General features: G+C 38.4%; 15 protein-coding genes. 11 read left to right on the forward strand and 4 right to left on the reverse strand.

The window, feature by feature from the left end:
• Positions 1-186 precede the first annotated feature (186 nt).
• From gyrA to QNI15_RS30505, 8 genes are all read left to right on the forward strand, one after another.
• The gene (gene gyrA, locus QNI15_RS30470) at positions 187-2778 is read left to right on the forward strand and encodes a DNA gyrase subunit A (protein ID WP_314002217.1); all 2592 of its coding nucleotides are present in this window, start codon (positions 187-189) and stop codon (positions 2776-2778) included.
• A gap of 270 nt (positions 2779-3048) precedes the next feature.
• Positions 3049-4170, forward strand: a complete 1122-nt coding sequence (locus QNI15_RS30475) for a tetratricopeptide repeat protein (protein WP_314002219.1) — start codon at positions 3049-3051, stop codon at positions 4168-4170.
• 255 nt (positions 4171-4425) lie between these two features.
• On the forward strand, positions 4426-7425 hold the full coding sequence (locus tag QNI15_RS30480; RefSeq protein WP_314035478.1) for a tetratricopeptide repeat protein: 3000 nt from the start codon (positions 4426-4428) through the stop codon (positions 7423-7425).
• A 97-nt stretch (positions 7426-7522) separates the two neighbouring features.
• Complete coding sequence (locus tag QNI15_RS30485) at positions 7523-9190, forward strand: hypothetical protein (protein WP_314035480.1); 1668 nt, start codon at positions 7523-7525, stop codon at positions 9188-9190.
• A 7-nt stretch (positions 9191-9197) separates the two neighbouring features.
• Positions 9198-10361: an HU domain-containing protein gene (locus QNI15_RS30490; protein ID WP_314035482.1), complete on the forward strand. Its 1164-nt coding sequence runs from the start codon at positions 9198-9200 to the stop codon at positions 10359-10361.
• A gap of 172 nt (positions 10362-10533) precedes the next feature.
• The gene (locus QNI15_RS30495; protein ID WP_314035484.1) at positions 10534-11523 is read left to right on the forward strand and encodes a hypothetical protein; all 990 of its coding nucleotides are present in this window, start codon (positions 10534-10536) and stop codon (positions 11521-11523) included.
• Positions 11524-11671: 148 nt separating this feature from the next.
• Positions 11672-13792, forward strand: coding sequence for a 7TM diverse intracellular signaling domain-containing protein (locus tag QNI15_RS30500; protein WP_314035486.1), 2121 nt, complete (start codon positions 11672-11674; stop codon positions 13790-13792).
• A 52-nt stretch (positions 13793-13844) separates the two neighbouring features.
• Entirely contained in the window at positions 13845-14678 is an 834-nt protein-coding gene (locus QNI15_RS30505) for a hypothetical protein (RefSeq protein WP_314035488.1), read from the forward strand.
• 14 nt (positions 14679-14692) lie between these two features.
• On the opposite strand, the gene QNI15_RS30510 is transcribed toward QNI15_RS30505, so the two are convergent.
• Positions 14693-14932, reverse strand: coding sequence for a hypothetical protein (locus tag QNI15_RS30510; RefSeq protein ID WP_314002233.1), 240 nt, complete (start codon positions 14930-14932; stop codon positions 14693-14695).
• Positions 14933-15163: 231 nt separating this feature from the next.
• On the opposite strand from QNI15_RS30510, the gene hemF reads away from it, so the two are divergent.
• Positions 15164-16060: an oxygen-dependent coproporphyrinogen oxidase gene (gene hemF / locus QNI15_RS30515; RefSeq protein WP_314035489.1), complete on the forward strand. Its 897-nt coding sequence runs from the start codon at positions 15164-15166 to the stop codon at positions 16058-16060.
• A gap of 40 nt (positions 16061-16100) precedes the next feature.
• Positions 16101-16712 (forward strand): phosphatase PAP2 family protein, encoded by a 612-nt coding sequence (locus QNI15_RS30520; RefSeq protein ID WP_314035491.1) that lies wholly within the window; start codon positions 16101-16103, stop codon positions 16710-16712.
• A gap of 34 nt (positions 16713-16746) precedes the next feature.
• Here the strand turns inward: QNI15_RS30520 and QNI15_RS30525 are convergent, their stop codons facing one another.
• The 3 genes from QNI15_RS30525 to hisB form a co-directional block, all read right to left on the reverse strand.
• Complete coding sequence (locus QNI15_RS30525) at positions 16747-17433, reverse strand: LytR/AlgR family response regulator transcription factor (RefSeq protein ID WP_314002239.1); 687 nt, start codon at positions 17431-17433, stop codon at positions 16747-16749.
• A gap of 246 nt (positions 17434-17679) precedes the next feature.
• Positions 17680-18273 carry a riboflavin synthase gene (locus tag QNI15_RS30530; protein WP_314035493.1) on the reverse strand — a complete coding sequence of 198 codons (594 nt, stop codon included), beginning with the start codon at positions 18271-18273 and terminating at the stop codon, positions 17680-17682.
• Between the two features lie 114 nt (positions 18274-18387).
• Complete coding sequence (gene hisB, locus QNI15_RS30535; protein ID WP_314035495.1) at positions 18388-19497, reverse strand: bifunctional histidinol-phosphatase/imidazoleglycerol-phosphate dehydratase HisB; 1110 nt, start codon at positions 19495-19497, stop codon at positions 18388-18390.
• 276 nt (positions 19498-19773) lie between these two features.
• Between hisB and QNI15_RS30540 the strand changes: the two genes are divergently transcribed.
• Complete coding sequence (locus QNI15_RS30540) at positions 19774-21090, forward strand: anthranilate synthase component I family protein (RefSeq protein ID WP_314035497.1); 1317 nt, start codon at positions 19774-19776, stop codon at positions 21088-21090.
• The last annotated feature ends 72 nt before the right edge of the window (positions 21091-21162 follow it).

Below are 21162 nucleotides of genomic sequence, written 5' to 3' on the forward strand. Positions count from 1 at the left end.
TGTTTCTATCAGGCTGTTAGAAAAACGAAACTACATGTATAATGAGTCATGTTTTAAACTATAAAGTTTAATCTGTCATATTTTGTTAGAATACCTGACATAGGTTGGTAATCCGGTCATTTTTTCATAAATTGCGACACAATTTTAAGACCCTGTAGACAAAAAAATTAAAAGCCAAGACAAAATATGACTACAACCGGCGAAAACATTATCCCTATTAACATCGAAGATGAGATGCGAGGGGCCTACATTGACTATTCTATGTCAGTGATTATCTCACGAGCCTTGCCTGATGCTCGTGACGGCTTAAAACCTGTGCATCGTCGGGTATTATTTGGAATGGTTGAATTAGGGGTAAACTACAATAAGCCATATAAAAAATCTGCCCGTATTGTTGGGGAAATTCTTGGTAAGTACCACCCACATGGAGATGCCTCTGTATATGACACTATGGTACGTATGGCCCAAGAGTGGTCATTACGTTATCCGTTAGTAGATGGTCAGGGAAACTTTGGCTCTATTGATGGGGATTCTCCTGCTGCCATGCGTTATACAGAAGCTCGTCTGAAACGTATTGCTGAAGAAATGTTGACAGATATCTATAAAGATACTGTAGACTTCAGACCTAATTTTGACGACTCATTAGAAGAGCCGACTGTAATGCCTGCCAAGATTCCAAATCTCCTGGTAAATGGTTCATCTGGTATTGCGGTTGGGATGGCTACAAATATGGCCCCCCATAACTTATCTGAAGTATGTGATGGTATCATTGCCTACATAAAGAATCCTGATATCACTATTGCCGAACTGATTGAATTTGTGAAAGCTCCTGATTTTCCTACAGGAGGTACTATCTATGGATATCAGGGTGTAAAAGCTGCCTTGGAAACAGGCAGAGGGCGGGTTGTGATGCGTGGTAATGCAACTTTTGAGACCAATAAAACGGGTCGCGAGATGATTGTAGTTACAGAGATCCCTTATATGGTTAATAAAGCCGATATGATTAAGAAAACGGCTGACCTTATCAATGAAAAAAGGATAGAGGGCATTTCTGATATTCGTGATGAATCGGATCGTGATGGAATGCGAATCGTATATGAACTGAAACGGGATGCTGTTCCCAATGTAGTCCTTAATAACTTGTATAAGTATACTGCACTGCAATCTTCCTTTGGTGTTAATAATGTTGCCCTTGTAAAAGGTCGTCCATTGACACTGAATCTGAAAGATTTGATCAAAGTGTATGTTGAGCATAGGCATGAAGTAGTTGTTCGCCGTACTCGGTTTGAGTTGAGAGAGGCTGAGAAACGAGCTCATATTTTACAAGGTTTACTGATTGCGCTTGACAATCTGGATGCAGTTATCTCTTTGATTCGTAATTCCAAAGACCCAGATGAGGCAAAAGCTAATCTGATGCAAGGGGTTGGTTTCAAAACTGAGGCTGATTCTGCTTTTGTAAAATTGATGAGCCGCATCGAACTGACTAATGTAGAACCTCTGCAACCTGGCCAGCGATTGACTGAAATTCAGGCTCGTGCTATTCTGGAATTGAGACTACAGCGTTTGACTGGTCTAGAGCGTGATAAGATTATAAAAGAATTTGAAGAAGTTGCCGAACTGATTACTTATCTGCAATCCATACTCGCCAATGAAGATCTTCGTATGGAGATTATTACCAACGAGTTAATTGAGATCAAAGAGCGTTATGGCGATGCCCGTCGTACCAAGATCGAATATTCTTCCGATGAATTTACAATGGAAGATATGATTGCAGACGAAGAAATGGTCATCACAATTACTCATGAAGGATATGTAAAACGAACCTCACTTGATGAATACAGAACTCAGGGAAGAGGTGGTGTTGGCTCTCGTGGTGTTGCTACCAAAGAGGCTGATTTTACAGAGCATTTATTTGTGGCAACTACACACAACTATGTGCTGATCTTTACAGAGAGTGGAAAAGTATTCTGGTTAAAAGTATATGAGATTCCGGAAGGAAGTAAAAACTCTAAAGGACGTCCTTTACAAAATTTAATTCAGATAGAGTCAGGCGATAAAGTACGGGCGGTTATCAATGTGAAAACATTGAGTGATCCAGACTATATTAATAATAATTATCTGATAATGTGTACGCAAAATGGTACCATTAAAAAAACTACACTGGAGGCATATTCCCGTCCGCGTCAGGCTGGTATCAATGCCATTACTGTAAATGAAGGAGATCGCTTGTTGGATGTTGCCCTGACGAATGGTTCTAACGAAATCATTATTGCTGCACAATCTGGTATGGCTATTCGTTTCAATGAAGACCGCGTACGACCTATGGGACGTACTGCTGCTGGTGTGAGAGGTATCAGTCTCGCTGACAATGATAAAGTGATCGGAATGGTTTGCCTTAACAGAGAGGATGCTCAATTATTGGTTGTATCAGAAAAAGGATACGGAAAACGTTCTGATGTAAACGATTACCGCATTACCAACCGAGGTGGCAAAGGTGTAAAAACGCTGAATATTACAGAAAAGACTGGCCATCTGGTTGCTGTGAAAGAGGTGACAGATTCTGATGATCTGATGATTATTAACAAATCAGGTATTATTATCCGGATGGAGGTTGCTGAACTTCGTGTTATGGGACGTAATACACAAGGTGTGCGCTTGATCCGTCTGAACGAAGACGACGAAATCTCTTCTATTGCTAAGATTGAAAAGATGGAGGAGGCAGGAAATTCCAGTGAAGGAGAACAACCACAGACAGAAATAGATAATATAACAGAATAAGATATTGTTCTTCTTTATACCATTCATTCTTTGTGAGTTAGGCAAAGGGTGAATGGTATACTGCCTTTTAGGCAAACAGGATTAATTTCTAGTAGATCTATTTTCTATAAAGATTTATCCTTATGGAATGGGATTTTTTGGATTTGAATTTGCATGTTTGTAGAAGGAATACGTTATTAGGGCTGTAAACTGTAAATCGCAACTATTCCATACCAGCCTACGTAGAACCTAGTACAAATCTTTATAACTCTATTATAAACCCTTATAATCATGAAAAAAGTTTTTTTAGCCTGCTTGTTTCAACTGACAGCTGTGGGTGTTTTTGCACAGGCAGGAGCTGCATATGCCTCTTTACAATCAGGCAAACTAGATGAAGCAAAAACACAAATAGATAAAGCCATAACCAACGAAAAGCAAGCTGCTAAAGCAAATACCTGGCTTTATCGGGGAGATATTTATGCAGGTATTGCCAACAGCCCTCTACCTAATTATGCTGGATTAGATACCAATGCATTACAGATTGCATACGATTCTTATAAAAAAGCCGCAGAACTGGATGCTAAAAAAGCAGAAGAAGCGAATAAGAAAATTGCCGATCTGCATCCTATCGCATTAAATATGGGTAGCAAAAAATATCAGGAAGATAAATTTGCTTCTGCTGCCAAATATTTTGATATGGCACGTACGCTGAATGCAAAAGACACTGTAGCGGCTTTGTATGCAGGTGTTGCTTATCAACGGGCAGAAGATTATGCAAAGGCTCGTGATGCTTTTGAAGCTTTGATTAATCTGGGAAGCAATGATCCAAGTATCTACAATGTTGTTCATTCTATCTATCGTACAGAGAAAAACAATGAAAAAGCATTGGAAATCGTAAAAAAAGGTCTGGCTAAATTCCCAACCAATAAAGAATTGAAGCAAAATGAATTCAATTTATATATTGAGATGGGTAAATCAGAAGAGGCAAAGGCTAACCTAGAACAATCTCTTAAATCAGATCCGAATAATCTTGAGTATTTGAAAAACCTAGGGATCTTATATGACCAGACTGGTGATAAAGTAAAAGCCCAGGAATACTATGAGAAAGCATTGGCTGTTGATCCTAATAACTATGACGCTAACTTTAACCTTGCTGTGTTGCATTACAACAAAGGTGCAGATCTGAATAAAAAAGTAAGAGATATGGATCTGAAAACTTACCAGAAAGAAGGTAAAAAGGTAGAGACAGAGATGAAAGGTCATTTCCAGAAAGCATTACCTTATTTTGAAAAGAATTTCAGTCTGCGTAAAGATGATATGCAAGTGTTGGAGCCACTAAAAAGTATCTACACTATTTTGGAAAGAAAAGCAGATGCTGATAAAATAGATAAGGTTATACAAACTATTAAATAAAAAGTAGGTTTTAATAGTTTTACTAAAGGTAAAAGAGCAGTCAGACTTCTGATTGCTCTTTTGTTTTATGTGCCTATTGAAAATTTATATATTTCGGTGTTAATAGATACATTATACACTGAAAGTACCCGGATAGTGTATAATGTATAGTTCGTTTCGGGATAAATTCTATGTATGATAGCATTTTTTTATGGGTGTTTACAATATTATACTATTTTTGAGGTTCTATAACAGACCACTTATTTTGTTACATTCATGCAGAAACTGGCAATATTGATTTATTCGGTCCTTGCTTTCCTATTAATTTCCTTCACTTCTTTTGCTCAGACAACCCAGACTTTTTCCGCTGATGATTATACGTATCGGACTGCGTTGGAATTATTTGATCGGGAAAAATATGCAACTGCGCAAAAGGCATTTCAGGATTATATAGATCTTAATAAAGGAGACTTACTTACTGTTGAAGCTAAGTATTACGTAGCTATTTGTGCCTTGTATCTGGAAAATGACGATGCAGAGCCTACTATTGAACGATTCATTGCAGAATATCCCAATCACCCCAAAGCTGCACTGGCATACTACGAGATGGGGAATTACTATTTTAATCAAAAGAATACAGACAAAGCTATCGCTTATTTTGAGAAAGTCGATATCTCCAGCTTAAGCAAAGAACAACAGGTAGAAGCCAAGTTTAAGCTTGCGTATCTGTACTTTAGCAAACAGGATTTTTTAAAGGCTGGAAATCTGTTTGATGAGCTAAAGCGGAGTAATAATAAATACACCTATGCTGCCAGTTATTATGCTGGATATTGTAATTATAGAAAAGGAAGTTACACAGAAGCACTAACTGATTTGAAGCGAGCTGCTCAAAGTCCTGAATATGCTCCGATGGTGCCTTACATGATTGTCAATGTTTATTACAAACAAGGCAAATACGATGAGTTGATCGAATATGCTCAAACGCTAGGTACAAGTAAAGATATTCGGAATGCAGATGAAGTCTTTTTACTAGTGGGTGAGTCTTACTATCGTAAAGGAGACTATGCCAATGCTGCCCGTTATCTGAAAGAATCTGTAGGAAAGACTAAATCCAGACCTGCGCCTGAGATTGCCTATCGGTTAGGATATGCTCAGTATAAAACAGGTGATTTCAAATCGGCTGCTGAGAATTTTAAAATTACAGCTACTACTGCAAAAGATACACTGGCTCAATATGCGTCCTATCATATGGGATTATCTTATCTGCAGAGTGGCAATAAGCCTTTTGCACTAACTGCGTTTGATCAGGCCAGAAGAGGAAAGGCGAGCAAACAAGTGGCTGAAGATGCTGCTTATTATCATGCAAAGGTGAGCTTTGAAACGAATGCCGGACCTGAAACTACTGCCCTGTTAAAAGATTTTCTGAAAAATTATCCTACTAGTAGTTATAAGAACGAGATCAATGAACTATTGAGTGAATCGTATCTGGCTTCCAATAATTACAATGAGGCCATTGCTCATATTGAAGCGATTCCAAATAGAACGCCTAAAATAGATGAAGCCTATCAACGGGTAACTTTTAATAAAGGAGCTGAGTTTTTTAACAAGGACCAATATAATGAGGCATTAACTCAGTTTCAGAAATCTCTTTCACGTCCCAAAGTGACAGAAGTGGCTATTGCAGCCCATTTCTGGTCAGGAGAAACTCAGTCAGCCGTACAAAATTATCCATCTGCTATTAATGAATATGCAGCAGTATTCCGGGAACCTGAATCTAAAAATACTGAATACTATAACAGAAGCCGTTATGGTATTGGATATGCTTACTATAATAATAAAGAATATGATAAGGCTGCTACCCACTTCAGAGAGTATACAACTGCAGTAGGGCCGAATGGCAAGAATTATGCGGATGCACTGGTTCGATTAGCCGACTGTCAGTATGTGGCTAAGAATTTTGATGCAGCTATTCAATTATATGATCAGGCTCTTGCCTTACCAGGTGCTGAAAAAGACTATATCCTTTTTCAGAAAGCCAATGCGTTGAATTTTGCAGGAAGAGATGAAGAAGCCCGTCGTACATTTGATGAATTGTCAAATAAATATAGCAGTTCAAGATATGCTGATAATGCTATGTACCAACGGGCTGATGTAGATTTCGAAAAAGGAAACTACAATGCTGCCATTACAGGTTTTACCCGTGTGATTGAATCCAGTGCCAGTAGTGGAGTGGTACCTTATGCATTACAGAAAAGAGCATTGGCGTATAGCAATCTGCAACAGTATGACAAAGCCATTGCTGATTATCAACGTATATTGGATAAATATCCAACCAGCAAGGTATCTAATAGTGCGTTATTGGGATTACAGGAAACATTGGCATCTGCCAAACGAAGTGATGAGTTCGGGTCTTACCTGGAAAAATATCGACGTGCTAACCCTCAGGATAACTCAACAGAAAGTATAGAGTTTGACGCTGCTAAATCTTTGTATCTGAATGAAAAATATCCGCAGGCCATCTCAGCTATGGAAGCGTATATACGCAATCATCCGGATTCAGAACAGAAGTATGATGCACGTTATTATATCGCAGATTCCTATTACAAGTTTGGGGACAGAGCTAATGCTGTTAAAAACTTTCAGCTGGTAATCAGTGAAGGTCGTAGTCAATATCTGGTTCGTTCGGTAAGCCGTATGGGAGATCTGGAATTAAATGCCAAGAATTATTCTTCTGCAGCTGGTTATTATCGTAGGTTATTAACTGCATCTCAAAGCAAGAAAGATCAGACTGCTGCGTTGTCCGGATTAATGGAATCATATTATCAGTTACCAAATTATGATTCTGCACGTTATTATGTCTCACAGGTAGTAGCTACAGGAGGTTCAAGCCCAAGTGCTGTTAATAAAGCGTTGTTGTATAAAGGAAAGTCTTATTACCTCCAGAATAACTATGAGAAGGCTGTAGATGAGCTATTATCTGCTGCAAATGCAGCTCAGGACGAGTATGGTGCCGAAGCTCAGTATCTGGTAGCTGATGCCTTGTATAAGCAGAAGAAGTACAAAGAGTCTCTGGAAATGTGTTTTGCTGTGAATGATAAATTTGGATCATTCGAAAAATGGAGAGGAAAAGCATTTTTATTAGTTGCTGACAACTATGTGGCTTTGGATGAAGCATTCCAGGCTAAAGCAACGCTTCAATCTATTATTGAAAATTCTGGAGATAAAGAGGTAGTAGCTGAAGCCAAGACTAAACTTAAAGCACTGGAAAGTAAATAAATGCTGCTGCAAACTTGTCCTGCAGATACATACTGAACAAAATACAGTTTTATTTATCTAAGATATTAAGACCTTTCGTAGGATGCATATACCTAAAATGATACACCAACCCACATTACCTAAACGTTTAAAGATCCTTCTGACTGGCGTGTTTCTATTGCCTGTAGTTGTTTTTGCGCAGGGAGGAAAGCCTGTTAAAAAAGGACAGATAGAATCAGAAGAGATTGTTATTGAAAAGAGCCGTGCTATTACATTGTCGGAGGCTGAACGTAACTTTGAGAAGGTCACGATTACAGCTAAAAAGCCGGACGCATCTACACAACCTTTTCAGTTCACAGACCGTAACCTTCGACTGGCTGATCTGAATACCAAGTTTCGTATTCTACAAATGCCTCAGGAGCCTGCTCGTGATATTACAGGCAACTATCTGAAATTTGGAATAGGGAACTATAGTAATTTATATGCTGAGGCTTTCCTGGGGGCAAAACAGAATCAGACCTTTTCCTGGAATCTCCGGGCTAAAAACCAGACATTTGGAACAGGACCTGTGTACAAAGGAAACTCTGGTACACAGGAAAATTTTCTGGGTGGAAACATTAAGTTATTTACCAGTGCTTTAACCGCTTCTGCTGCACTGGAGTATAATCGAGACCGATATTTTTTTTATGGAACACAGGATGAAAGAGATAGAAAAGATATAAAACAGGTTTTTAGTACCATAGCCCTCAAGACATCTTTTACAAACAATAATGTAGAATCACCTCTGGATTACAAACTCAATTTTAATGTTTCCAATATCAGTGATTCGTATGATGCTGGTGAGTTTGAAGCTGCTATTAATCTGGCTGCCAAATATAAGATCACAGAGGAATTGTCTTTTCTGGCGCCAACGGATATGTATTTCACCCGATTAAAGGATAGTGCGTCTGTAAGCCGGAATCTGTTTCGCATCAAACCTCAGATACAATACAAAGGAGAGACATTTTCAATCACTGCTGGATTAAATGTTGTAACACAGAATGATACTACAGATGCATTAAGTAAAGTGAACTTGTATCCGGTAGCTGAAGCGCAGGTCACAATAGGGGACGCTTTTACTGTATTTGGAGGGATTTCCGGAGATATGCAGCGCAACTATTTCAGACAACTGGCTAATGAAAACCCTTATCTGAACAGCCGGGTGAAAATTTTTAATACATCCAAGTCGTCTGAAATTTATGGTGGCATCAAGAGACAACTGGGAGGAGCATTGAGCTTTGATGTTCGTACTTCGTATGCTCGCTATAAGAATATGTACTTCTATATGAATAACAGCACGGATACTTCACGGTTTGATTTAGTCTATAACCAGGATGGAACTACCGTTTTAAACCTGTCTGCGGAGGTAGCGTATGATGCAGGAAAACGCTTCAGAATTGCAGGAAAAGCGGATTTTTTCAAATATAATGTCAAAAATGTAGAACAGGCTTGGCACCGTCCTACCTTTACCGCAACAGTCATCGGACGATTTGCTGCAACTGAAAATGTATTCTTGAATACAGAGATTTATTACCTGGGTGGCATACAGGCAAAGAACCCTGTGACTGCCCGTGCAGTACAGTTAGATCCTATTGCAGATATTAATTTAAAAGGAGAATATATTTTTTTAGAAAAATTTTCTGCATATTTGTCGCTAAATAACCTGCTGTCAACTCATTATCAGCGATTTCTGAACTATTCTAACCGAGGTTTTACGCTGGTTTTGGGAGCAACCTATTCGTTTTAACCTTTATATGATGATTGAAAAGTACATTCGACAACTTCTTTTTGCCAATGATTGTGTTGTAATTCCTGATTTTGGTGGTTTTATTTCTAAATATGCACCGGCAACTGTTCACCCTGTGCGTCATAAGTTTATGCCACCTTCCAAGGAAATTGCATTTAATGAAATGTTGCGCTTAAATGACGGCTTGTTGATTAGCCATGTTGCAGTTGGAGAAAACGTTTCACGCGAACAGGCTACAAAATTAGTGAAAGACTTTTCCGACTATGTTCGGCAACAAATATGGCAAAATCAGAAATATGTATTCGATGAAATCGGAACGCTGTCTCTGAATCCGGAACAAAAAATGGAGTTTGAACCGATAAATCGGATCAACTATCTGAATGCAGGGTATGGATTACCAGAAATGGACTTCAAACCTATTGAACGTCGTACCTATCAGCCTAAAACACGTACAAAAGATCGCCAACCTGTTTCTTATACGGAAGAAACTACAGAAGGAAATTCAAAAATATCTATACTACGCAGAAATAAGGCACTTTGGTATGTGCTGGGCTTCTGTACTTTGGTTGCTTTGTCTGCATTTACAGGATATTTTATTCTGGTTCAGACTGGTAAACATAACTTAAGCACTCTAAGCCCTTTCAGTACGTTTAATAAGCATGCCAAAGATAGTGTTGCGCAGGCAGGCAACAATGTGCAGTCTCAAAGCCAATCTGATAGTGGAACTACTCAATTTCCTGTCAATACAGATACTGCTACCCGTCCTATGACAGATTGGGATGATACCAGGGAAATTTCGACATCAGAAAATGCTATTAAAAGTTTTCAGGAAGAAGATTCTGTTACTGAGCCTATAACTACAGAAGAGAAGAAAACAATTAGTACAAAGTCTACTAACAATCTCACTGAGAATACAACAAAACCTGCACCGAAAACAGTGGCAGCAGTTCGCTATTATGTTATTGTAAACGGATTTTCTGTTAGTGGAAATGCTGATCGTTTTAGAGATGCGTTAATGAGAACAGGTTACAAACATGCAAAGGTACTTGCCAGAGGTGCTAATGGGTTACTAAAAGTATCCGTTGCTGATTTTAGTAATAGTATAGATGCAGAATCGAAAGCACAGGAAATGAGAAAGGAATATCCGGCTGCGTGGGTATATGAAGAATAAGTATAAAAAGAAATAAAATCAAAGCCCTGTCGTTACTACTAACGGCGGGGTTTTTGCTTTATAAGGACTTTAGGGAAATAGGATCATGTTTTATTTAGCAGCAAATACTAAAAGATACATGATGAATCCTATATCTTTGCAAGTGTGTTTCTTATCAGAATATTAAGATACTATGGCAATAGAAATTTCTTCACAGGAAAAAGAAAACAGGCGGATTGCGCTGATTATTACGTCTGCTTTGTATATTGGATTGTTCATGATCTGCTTTTTGTGGATTGTGATGATTATTCCTGACCCTTTACCTTCTGAGATTGCTGAAGGTGGAGTAGAAGTAAGTTATGGATTTGATCAGCAGGGCAGTGGAGACGTCGAGTCACTGGCTCCTCCCAATACGAATCCTCCGAATCCGGATGCAAAATCTGGAAATCCTCCTGTTGATCCGCAGCCAAAACCGGAGGCAGCTCCTGTAACGCCACCTCCATCTCAATCCTCTCCAAAGGCAAGCAATGATGATGCGATTGTTACCTCAGATGATGAGGACAGTCCGCTTGAAGTAAAGACAAAACCAGAACCTAAAAAGGAAGAAACAAAGAAGAAGGTTGCAGAAGAAACACCTGTAAAGAAACCTGTTGAGACTCCTAAGCCAGCTACACCGGCAACACCTGCACCTAAGGTTGAAGAAAAGCCAAAGGTAGATCAACGGTCTTTATTTACAAAAACAGATAAAACAGGAGCAGGAGGGGTTAATAATGGAACCAGTAATAAAGTAGCTGGAAACAATAACGGGGATGACGAAGGAAAAGTAGGTGACAAAGGTGATCCCAGAGGGATCATGGGATCTAAAAACTATAGTGGTACTCCTGGTTCCGGAGGTGGAGACGCAGGAGGAGTAGGATCTGGAGTGAACTCAAATATTCGGGGATGGAGTGCAAAGATCCGACAGCCTAATCCGGATGAACTGGCTAGTGATGGATTTGTCGTTTTTAATATTTCGATAGATGAAGATGGCAAGATACAAAGTGTAACTGTCAAAGAAGCTACTCTGTCACCTGCTGATATTGCTGTCTGCAAAAAATATGTAAATTCTGGTACATATACTCCTAAAGATGGAAACGATGGAGGGGGTGTTGGTACTGTCAAATTTGTGATTAAGTCCCGTTAATACTATTTTCTTCGTAATTACAGAACAAAAGCCTTTAATCTTACAAGATTAAAGGCTTTTGTTTAGGATGATCTTGCATTTCTTTTCTCTGAAACTGTTATATTTCGTAGTAATTTAGGCTAAGAAAACTATTCATTGTATACGAGTTGTGGCGAAGCAAAGCATATTGTTTTATCTGATTTCTCTGCATATCTGTTGTGTAGCTTTTGCACAGAAGATAATAACAATTGGCGATAACGATAGAGTACCTATTGGATCCTCCTCTTATTTTTATATCGATTCCACAAACTCATTGTCTTTTGATACAGTAAAAACACTATATACTTCTCATTTATTTACTGAGTCAAAAAGCCAGATACCTAACTTTGGGAATACAAAATCGGCTGTTTGGATGGCATTTACTGTGGCACATACTATGCATGTGCCCTATTTGCTGGAGATTAATAATACACAGCTACAAAATGTAATACTTTATTATCCTGATACAAACGGAGAATATAAAGTAAAAGAAGGTTTGGCTGGCAAGGATTTCCAGATTAACAAGTGGTTATTTGAATTGCCTGCACTTGGAGGGCCTATTACCTGCTTTATTCGTTTTCAGAGTAATCGAGTGGTTACATTACCTGCCTACATTACTACCTATCGCACTTTAGTAAATCGCAATCATAGATTTGATTTTGTATATGGTATTTACTTTGGGCTGATGCTTATTATGGTGATGTACAATTGTTTTCTGTATTTTATATTTCGGGAAAGCTCCTATATCTGGTATATCTTTCACATTACCTTTCAGATTTTGATTAACCTGTTACTGAAAGGATTTGTTTTTGAGTTTTTTCCAGAATATGCATATAGGATCAATGTGTATTTACCTGGTATTGCTATGTGTTCTTATTTCTTTATGATACTGTTTACAAAGTCATTTCTGGATACCCCTAAAAGGCTTCCTGAACTTCATAAGGGTCTTTATATTCTTTCTATTTTAATCTTTTGTGGCATTCTTGTTAATCTTCTGCCAATCTATTTATGGGATAGCTATATTGGTATTGTAATTAGTCTGATAACCTCAGTTTACTTACTACTAATTGCAGGAGTCGCATTGGCAAAAAACATGAATGGATCAGTGTTTTATTGTCTGGGATGGGGAGTTTTTCTACTTAGTCTCCTTCTTCTGAATCTATCTTTGTTAGGGTGGATACCTGGTAGTATCTATACCGAAAATGCAACACTTTGGGGTGGAGCAATAGAATGTATGTTTATTTCGCTTGCCTTATCAGATAAGATAAATCAGTTGCAGAAAGAGAAAGAAAATAGTCAGGCCGAAAAGCTACATTATATCACGCAGCAAAATACGCTACTGGAAGAAAAGGTGATAGAACGAACACAAAGACTCGTTTCTGCCAATACAACTATGGAGGCTCAGTATCATGTATTGCACCAACAGAAAGAGGAATTAAGAGCTGTAAATGAAACTCTTGTGGAGCAAAAGCAACTTATTGAAACCCAAACCCATACATTAATTGAACTTAACCGAGAACTGGAGAATACCGTTCAGGAACGAACTTTCGAATTAAAAAATACCATTGAGAGCCTGATACAGCAAAACCAGGATCTACATCAGTTTTCTTATATACTTTCTCATAATCTTCGGTCTCCGATTGCCCGTATCAAAGGGTTGACTACTATCTTCAATAAAGAGGATATGAATGATCCCTTTAATCTGGAGTTGCTGGGGTATTTAGAGCAATGTGCTGACAATCTGGATCTAATAATTCATGATCTATCTCATATCATTACTATTCGCAAAAATCTCAATACCATCAAGGAAGAAATAAACCTTTATGATTTGTTTGATACAGTGACAAAAGGACTCACAACCGAGATTGAGCAGGCTAATGCAAAAATTATTGCTGATTTTTCTGGTAAAGAGGTAGTGTATTCTGTGAAAAGTTATCTCCATAGCATTTTATATAATCTCATTTCAAATGCTATCAAATACCGATCACCCAATCGAATCCCTTCTATACATGTCAAAACACTTACAGATAATACGTATACCTGTCTTATAGTGAAGGACAATGGATTAGGAATAGATTTGAATATTGTGACTGAGCAGCAGATTTTTGGGTTTTATAAACGTGTACACTCACATGTAGATGGAAAAGGATTAGGTCTCTATTTGGTAAAGACACAGGTAGAAACTCTGCAGGGAAAGGTAGAGGTAGAAAGCATGCCAGATCAGGGATCGACCTTCAAAGTGTATTTTTAATATAGTAAGAGATTAATGTATAAATAATTTGGTTGCAACTACTTTTTTCATTGTGAGAAAAATTCGTATTGTACTTTTTCATAGTTTTTTGTTTGTATTGTTTACTATCTTAACTCAGATAGGAGGTATTGTCTGGTTGATATGTATACCACTTCTTAACTACATCAAAAAGTATGTTTTACATAAAATTCAACGCTGGATTGCATATCTGCTTGGACCTTTGCTGATCTACCTCATTGTTACATTTAGTCTTATACCTTTGCTTGCCAGCCTTTGGGGACGTGTACCTTTGCCTATTAACCATGGTTCCTTAAGGCCACTTACACTGATGACTGTTTTACTGAACAGACATTATGTCCGGAAAGAGTTGCGAAATGTTGTGTTAGAGACTTCTGAGCAAATGACAGCAAAGTTTCCGGGAACTGTTGTTCATTACCTCGATGCAGGTTTTCCGTTTATACATGGCTTTCCTTTATTGCCTCACTTAAGCCATAATGATGGTAAAAAATTGGATCTGGCTTTTTTCTATACAGATGTACTTACACAACAACCTGTAAATGATTCTCCATCACCTATTGGATATGGGATCTGTGAAGAGCCGACTTCTAATGAGGAGAATACTGCTGCTTATTGCACATCAAAAGGATATAGACAGTATTCATTGCTGCAAAGAGTAATGCCACAGGGGAATAAGAAGAACTATCTCTTTGATAGTCGAAGGACTAAGGCTATCATACTGTTATTGGTTCAAAATAGACGAATTGGAAAGCTCTTTATCGAACCTTATCTCAAAAAGCGGATGAATCTGATGAAGTATGATAAAATTCGCTTTCATGGTTGTCAGGCTGTACGTCATGATGATCATATACACATCCAATTACCATAAGGGTGCTGGCCTGTTTAGTTCTGATATATAGAAAAGAAAAAAGATAAATCAACAAATACAGAGGCCATAATAATTTCAGGTACAGGTTTGTCAAAGAAAAGATGAAATCTGGTTTCTTCCTGTAAATCAGATTCTTGTTTTTCAATATGATAGATTGGATAGCCCATTTCATGAAGTGCATTCTGAATATGAGACATACTCTTTGGATGACCGTCGAATCTATAATAGAACTCTGTTTTTAAGTGTGCTTTCATAAAAGTAAATAGATTAGATTCCGGGGTTTTTATGTATATATTCTCTCTGGTCAGCAAATGGTAGAATTTATTCGGTAGTCTGCATAAATCCATAGACGATTCATCTGTTCTGGTGGATAAACAAGTACCGGGTTTAATATACTATTTTTTATCGGGAATAATATTTCCTGAAAAAGAAGAGGTTGTTGTTTGGAGATTCCTGTTATTTTTGTGCCGTTTAAAATGAAGTATATGGTAACAAAAGAAGAAATTACAGAGTGGTTTAAAGGTCTGCAGGATAGAATTTGCCACGCTTTGGAAGAGGCAGATGGAGAAGCAAAATTCATAGAAGATCAATGGGAAAGGCCTGGTGGCGGTGGTGGACGGACACGTGTAATTCAAAATGGCAACGTACTGGCTAAAGGTGGAGTAGCCTTCTCTGCTGTTCACGGACAGACACCGGCACAGATATTACAAGCATTAAAGTTATCAGAGTCGGATTTTTACGCAACAGGTGTATCTATCGTACTCCATCCATCTAGTCCGATGATACCAATCATTCATATGAATGTGCGATACTTTGAGATGACAAATGGTGTATGGTGGTTTGGGGGAGGAATAGACCTAACTCCTCATTATGTAGACGAATCAGATGCGCACTATTTTCATACAGCCTTAAAAACAGCCTGTGATCATCACCACCCCGATTTTTATAAGCGATTCAAACAATGGGCAGATGATTATTTTTATATTAAACATCGTCAGGAAACTCGTGGCATAGGGGGGATCTTCTTTGATCGACTTTCTGAAAATGAAGGATTATCTAAAGATCAGTTGTTTGCATTTGTCCAGGAAGTAGGAGAGACCTTTGCACCTGTTTATACTTACTTTATGTTTAAAAACGCGGGACTTCCTTATGATGAGGCTGAAAAGCAATGGCAAATGGTACGTAGAGGCCGGTATGTAGAGTTTAATCTGGTATATGACAAAGGTACCAAGTTTGGGTTGGATACAGATGGGCGGACAGAATCCATTCTGATGAGTTTGCCGCCCGTAGCTGAGTGGCATTACAATTATCAGGTGCAACCCGGAAGCAGAGAAGAGCAGACATTAGCCTTACTCAAAAAAGGCATAGAGTGGACTAGTTAAAAAGTGGTTACAATTTTTGTTCGCTAAGCTTCTGAAGCTTTTGCTATACATATTACTAAATTATCGTATTTCTTTGATTGAAGAACTAAAAGCATGGGATACCAAACTGTTTCTGGAGCTGAATCAGTATCACGCTGCCTGGTTGGACCCCATTATGTATTGGATTACCGACTCCTATTTTTGGATTCCTCTTTATCTGCTGCTTGTATTTCTGATTATTCGTACCTATAAGGTAAATGGTGTATGGATACTTGTTGCTGCAATTCTTGCCGTTGGGCTGGCTGATTATGTGACTTCCGGAATGATCAAGCCTTATGTAGGGCGCCTACGTCCCTGTCATGTAGTAGAGATTCAAAAGAATGTATATGTGTTACGTGGATGTGGGGGGCGGTTTGGATTTGCTTCTTCTCATGCCTCTACCACCTTTGCGCTCGCTACCAGCCTTTTCCTGTTTGTACGTTCTCGAATGTCTTATTTTATCTGGCTATTTCCGTGGGCTGGACTGGTTGCCTATAGTCGTATTTATGTAGGGGTTCATTACCCTCTGGATATTCTGGTAGGCGCATGTATTGGTGTTTTGTGTGGTGTGTTTTTATGGCTTATCCATGGCCAGATTTCAAAGCGATATGTATTACCTGGTACAGCTCAATAGAAATAAAAAAGCCTTCAGATGAAGGCTTTTTGTTTTAGAGAATGTTTAAACGCTTCAGGAATGTATCTTTATAAGATGCTCCGATAGGAATATATTTTTTGTTAATTACAACTGACAAATCTTCAATAGATTCAATTTTTTCTGTGTTGATGATATAGGAACGGTGAATACGTGCAAATGAACCATCTGAAAGCTTTTTCTCAATCCCTTTCATGGTAGAGTGAACAATATATCGTGCTGTAGCAGTATGTAATATTACATAATCTGCTAACGCCTCTACATACAATAATTCTTTAAGGGTTATTTTTACAATCTTTGCATCTGTCTTAATGTACAGATCCTGGGATTGTCCATTCCCACCAGATTGAGCGTCAAATGAATCACGTACCTTTTCAACTGCCTTAAGAAAACGCGCATAACTGATAGGTTTTACAAGATAATCAGCAATGCTATACTCAAATGCTTCAACGGCGTAATCAGCGCGGGAAGAAATGATAACTACCTGAGGTTTAGATGTCAATGATTTTACGAGTTCCATTCCTGTCATTTCCGGCATCTCCACATCCAGGAAAATAAGATCTACAGCCGTTGTCTGAAGGGTGTTGGCGGCCTGAATAGCATCTGTACAGATGCCCACCAGGTTAAGAAATTGAGTTTGTTCAACGAAATGCTTGACTATAGCTCTGGACATTTCATCGTCATCCACGATAATACAATTCATAGAATTATGTTTTTCTTCCACAGTTGGGTAAATTTCTTTTTATCAGTTTTATGTTTTTCCATAAACATAGGAGAAAACGCCATGCTGATAACACAGATAAAATAGGATAATTAACCTGCCAGTAGAATGCTATGTCTCAAGTTTACATCAAAACTTTGAGTTACACAAATTAGATACTGTATCTGCTTGATAATCCGATTCTTACTCGGCAGCGAATAAGATGATTTTTTTATAAATTTAACAGTTTTATCGATAAGACCTTTGTATAATTTTCGTTAAATACTTACCAATGACATCAAATTCAAGATTTACCAAATCACCTTTTTTTAAATTGTGAAAGTTGGTGTGTTCATAAGTATAGGGAATAATGGCTACCTGAAAGCTATCATCTTGTGAATTAACTACAGTAAGACTTACTCCATTGACACAAATTGAGCCTTTTTCTACAGTGATGTTACCCGTTTGTGCATCATATTGGAAGTCAAACAGCCAGCTTCCATCCATTGACTGTACATTGGTACATGTAGCTGTTTGATCTACATGTCCCTGCACAATGTGCCCGTCAAAGCGACCATTCATTGGCATACAGCGTTCAATATTTACTTTGGTTCCAGGCTTCCACTGACCTAGATTAGTTTTGTCCAGTGTTTCCTGAATAGCTGTTACTGTATAGTGCTCATCCCAAACCTGAGTTACTGTAAGACAAACGCCATTGTGTGACAGACTCTGATCTATTTTTAGTTCTGAAGCCAGATGCGAATGCATGACAAAAGTAATGTTACTTCCTTCTTGCCTGCTTTCGGTTACTTCTGCCATTGCTTCAATAATTCCTGTAAACATAAGAAAACTGTTGATTATATATAAATAGCAAGGCGTATAATTATTGTTTTAATTTACTTAAAATAATGAGAAGTGTATATTCTTTATATACACAGTGCCCTAGTACTGTAGAATTTATAATACACCTTTTGTACTGGGTAGACTTTCCAGATTTTTTATATCTCTGGCTACTGCCATTTTAATGGATTTGGCGAATGCTTTGAAAATAGCTTCAATCTTATGATGTTCATTGTCTCCTTCTACTTTAATATTCAGATTGCATTTTGCTGTATCTGAAAAAGACTTAAAAAAGTGAAAGAACATCTCTGTTGGCATTTCCCCGATCTTTTCCCTTTTAAATTCTGCGTCCCAAACCAGCCAGGGACGTCCTGAAAAGTCTATTCCTACCTGAGCCAGGGCTTCATCCATGGGTAACAAGAATCCATAACGATTCGTGCCACGTTTATCTCCCAATGCTTTCTGATATGCTTCGCCAAGTGCCAGTGCCGTATCTTCAATGGTATGATGTTCATCAATATGCAAATCACCTGCTACATGGATAGATAAATCTGCTCCCGAATGTTTAGCCAGTTGATCCAGCATATGATCAAAGAACCCGATTCCTGTATGCATATCACTTTTACCTGTACCATCCAGATTCAGGCTGATGGTGATTTGAGTTTCTTTGGTATTGCGGGTGATTTCTGCCTTACGGGCTGGTAATCGCAATAATTTATAGATTTCATCCCAGTTGTCAGTGCTTAGTTCTACAACAGGGTCTGTCTGAAACTGGGTGTCTGTACCAAAAAAGATAGCTTTAGTACCCAGGTTGTGGGCAAGTTTTACATCTGTTGGTCTATCTCCGATAACATAGGAATTAGCCAGGTCGTACTCACCTGTGAGGTATTCTGTGAGCATACCAATACCAGGCTTACGGGTAGGCAGGTTTTCATGATCAAAACTACGATCTACATGAATGGCTGCAAAATGGATATTTTCACCAGCCAATGTTTGCAACATTTTGTTATGAGCAGGCCAGAATGTATCTTCTGGAAAAGAAGCCGTTCCTAAGCCATCCTGATTGGTCACCATAACGAGTATATAGTCTGTTTCTTCAGCAATCTTGCGCAGATTGCTGATTGCTTTTGGGATAAACTCAAGTTTTTCGAGAGAATCAATCTGGCGGTCGGGAAGTGGCTCTACGATAATAGTGCCATCACGGTCAAGGAAAAGTACTTTTTTCATGTAATTGCAAAGGTCGGGTCAGAATTTGCTGCAAGTTTACAACAAAATAGTATCCAAAAAAAAGTAAAATCCAGTATCTCTGTCAGGGTATTTCAGATAGTATTTTGTGTAGGATAGTAGAGTTGAATCTCAGTATTTCCCATAAAAGAGAAAGATAGTGTCTGAACTTTTAGCAGGGTTACCCTTTCTTGGTTGAGTTCTATTTAAGGCAAACCGAAAAGTAATCTCTCTGACAAGAATGGATATTGATGTTGCTTTTCCTTCTATCTTTGTCAGATGGAAACCAGAGTGTACCAGACATATTCTGTTAAGGATATTACAGGATTTTATTCATTGCAACAATTTTGTACGCAGGCATTGACATGGGCAGAGGCACAGGATTTTTTTCACTTTTTTACAGATAACCAACTTGGTAGCCAGTACCCACATGGAGGATTTCGGAATCTGCTTACTTTGGGTGCAAGGGAGAGAATATTATTGCAGAAGGATCAGGTTTTTAGTGATATGCAGAAATATTTACTAACTGAAAAGAATGATTGGATAATTGGTTACTGGGGCTATGATCTTAAGAATGAGATAGAAGAGTTGCAAAGTCATAATTCAAATCCTTTTATGCTGCCTGATGCATTTTTTTATATTCCTGAGATACTAATTTTCTTTGAAGATGACACTATTACAATAGCTTCATTTGATAACCCTAACCAGATTCTACAAACTATTTTGTCTACTCCGATAGCTCAAAATTCTGGATTGAGTTTCAAAGGAGATATTCAGCAGCGAACCCCAAAGGAAAAGTACCTGGCCACGGTAGAGCAACTGAGAGAACATATCCTGGATGGGGATATATATGAGATTAATTATTGTATGGAGTTCTTCTCTGAAAATGCAGTATTACAACCTCTGCAAGCCTATCAGGCTCTCAACGCACTTTCCCCGATGCCTTTTTCTGTTTACGGCAAAGTAGATACACACTATCTGTTATGTGCTTCTCCGGAGCGGTTTTTGAAGAAAGAGAGAAATAAACTTATTTCTATGCCAATTAAGGGGACCATACGGAGAGGAGTGTCACCTGACGAAGATGTGATATTAAAGGATCTACTACATACCAGTGTTAAGGAACGTGCTGAAAATATGATGATTGTTGATCTGGTGCGTAATGACCTGGCCCGAAGTGCACGTTCTGGATCAGTAGTCGTAGAGGAGATGTTTGGCGTCTATACATTTGCAGCCTTACATCATATGATTTCAACTGTGGTGGCAGAAATCCGTCCGGAAGTTGATACTATAGAGGCCATTCGGAATGCCTTTCCTATGGGTAGTATGACAGGAGCTCCCAAAATAAAAGCAATGGAACTGATTGATCAGTATGAAGATTTGAAACGAGGTTTGTATTCCGGAGCAGTAGGATATTTTACACCTGAGGGTGATTTTGATTTCAATGTGGTGATCCGAAGCATTCAGTATGATGTAACACAACACTATTTGTCTTTCTCTGTAGGGAGTGCAATTACCTATGATGCGATACCCGAACAGGAGTATGCAGAGTGTTTGTTAAAGGCACAAGCTATGTATACAGTACTTACTGCCAGATAAGAAGTATCTGAAAAACACGGGCATTGATTCAAAAAGCTCTCCAGTCATTAACAGGATATAATCCTTGTTTAG

Source organism: Xanthocytophaga flava (genome assembly GCF_030068545.1).
GTDB classification, from domain to species: domain Bacteria; phylum Bacteroidota; class Bacteroidia; order Cytophagales; family 172606-1; genus Xanthocytophaga; species Xanthocytophaga flava.